This window comes from Herbaspirillum sp. VT-16-41 (genome assembly GCF_001994935.1).
GTDB classification, from domain to species: Bacteria; Pseudomonadota; Gammaproteobacteria; order Burkholderiales; family Burkholderiaceae_D; genus Herbaspirillum; species Herbaspirillum frisingense.
The window spans coordinates 1-1,687 of record NZ_MUXB01000004.1 but is presented as its reverse complement, the minus strand read 5'-3'; the positions used below and the strand labels follow the sequence as shown (position 1 = coordinate 1,687).

Sequence of the window (1,687 nt, the reverse complement as noted above, 5' to 3'; positions counted from 1 at the left end):
ATGAAGCCATCATAAATTTAATAAAAAATGAAGATGTTGATCAACTAAATACCGTTATGAAGAATAATTGGCTCCGTACCATTGAACTATTTCCAGATATAAACTAATCGTACATGTTCAAAAAGGAGGGCAGGACTTTTTGAACAACCTCTATAAAATACAAAATCGCCCTAGCTTCTTTCTTAATAAAGCTAGGGCTAATCGTTTTTCTCTCCCCTACCCGCATGTTACACTCTTGATAAGAAATAGATATAGGAGGACATGAGGATGGGGAAATTACAAGGAAAAACAGCTATTATTACAGGAGCTAGTAGTGGGATTGGTGCTGGTATTGCGTCCTGCATGCGACCACGTTCGGGCGCCAGGTGCGGCTCATCGGAGCCAATCCCCGGGCCGCTGTCTATGCCGGGTTCCCCATGCGCCGGATCACCATCCTGGTGGACCTGCTGCCCGCACTCGGATCAGGAATCGTCGGCATCCTCCTGACCAGTTACCTCTCCTCTTCCCGCGCGGACGTCGGCGCAACGCTGCTTCTGCCCGTGCTCCCCCGCGTCGTGATCGGCGGGGTGAGCATGTTCGGCGGTGAGGGAGACGCAGCCGGCGTGATCGTGGCCTCCTGCGTCATCGGGTTCCTCCAGCAGGGCCTCCGCTTCGCAGGCATGACGGAGTCCGACTACTGGCTGACCGATACGATCAACGATCGCCTGGCCCTGGTGCATCAGTTCCGACATGCCAATCATGCTGACGATGGAGGTATCCTTAATCAGGGAAAGATACTGCCCCACCAGTGGTGGCAGTACGATGCCGCGCGTCTGTGGCAAGATCACGCTAAGAAAGGTCTGGCGTTTTGACAACCCGAGGATCCACGACACTTCCCATTGTCCTTTGGGTACCGCTTCGATCCCGGCGCGAAAGACTTCGGCGATATAGGCTCCCTGGTAAATACTCAAACCGAGGATACCGGCGGCAAACAAATTGATTTCATAGCCAAAATAGGCCACGCCAAACCGGCTTAGTCCGGTAGGCATTGTGATACTGGTAATCGATTCGACCAGCTCCTGAGATTTCGTAGTGGCACGTCTTGGACCACCCGGGGCCCATTGCCTTTCCAGCCTTCCCCTTCAAAATCGTCGTCTGAGCAACGGCCGAAGTGGAGCCCGGATTCTCGGTAACATGCTCCCAGAACTGCAGAGCACCTTGCTCGCCGATTCTCTGCACGAGTTGATCCCAATGCCTAGCGAACTTCCGATGCACCAGTAGGCGATACTTGGGCCGAACTCGCGGCGTCGAAGTGGGATGACGGGCCGGCATGAAGGGCCTGTACGCACTCTCACTCATGAGGGGTCAGCTTAGTTTCTGCACCCACTCCCCAAAGCCGCTCATTGGCAGACGACACTTGACCTAGAAGCCAAGCCAGCGCCGCGACGATGATCGGGATTACCGCTTTGAGAACGTCTGACCAACCCATGCCCCACCTATTTCTTGTTCAGGGCTTCAGCAACGGCCGGCACGATCTTCTCGACGCTGCGCCCAATCACATACCCGCCCAGGCCAAGCTGCACGATGTCCCACAGCTTGAGATATTCAGCTTCCTGCAAGTTAGGCGCGGCAAAGCCAAACCACCGGGCCGTAATCAGGGCCACAAAGACCAGCATGGTGATGGGACGCCAAGAAGACGCCAGAAACC

General features: G+C 54.7%; 1 protein-coding gene and 2 pseudogenes. 1 reads left to right on the top strand and 2 read right to left on the bottom strand.

Going from position 1 to position 1,687, the window contains the following annotated elements:
- Positions 1-365 precede the first annotated feature (365 nt).
- Positions 366-605 (top strand): annotated as a pseudogene (locus tag BTM36_RS29455) (autoinducer 2 import system permease LsrD); the annotation flags it as partial.
- Positions 606-674: 69 nt separating this feature from the next.
- On the opposite strand, the pseudogene BTM36_RS00050 reads toward BTM36_RS29455, so the two are convergent.
- A pseudogene (locus BTM36_RS00050) lies at positions 675-1,007 on the bottom strand (ABC transporter permease subunit); the annotation flags it as partial.
- Between the two features lie 468 nt (positions 1,008-1,475).
- The coding region (locus BTM36_RS28235; protein WP_217349515.1) for a hypothetical protein at positions 1,476-1,687 on the bottom strand (212 nt) is incomplete at its 5' end.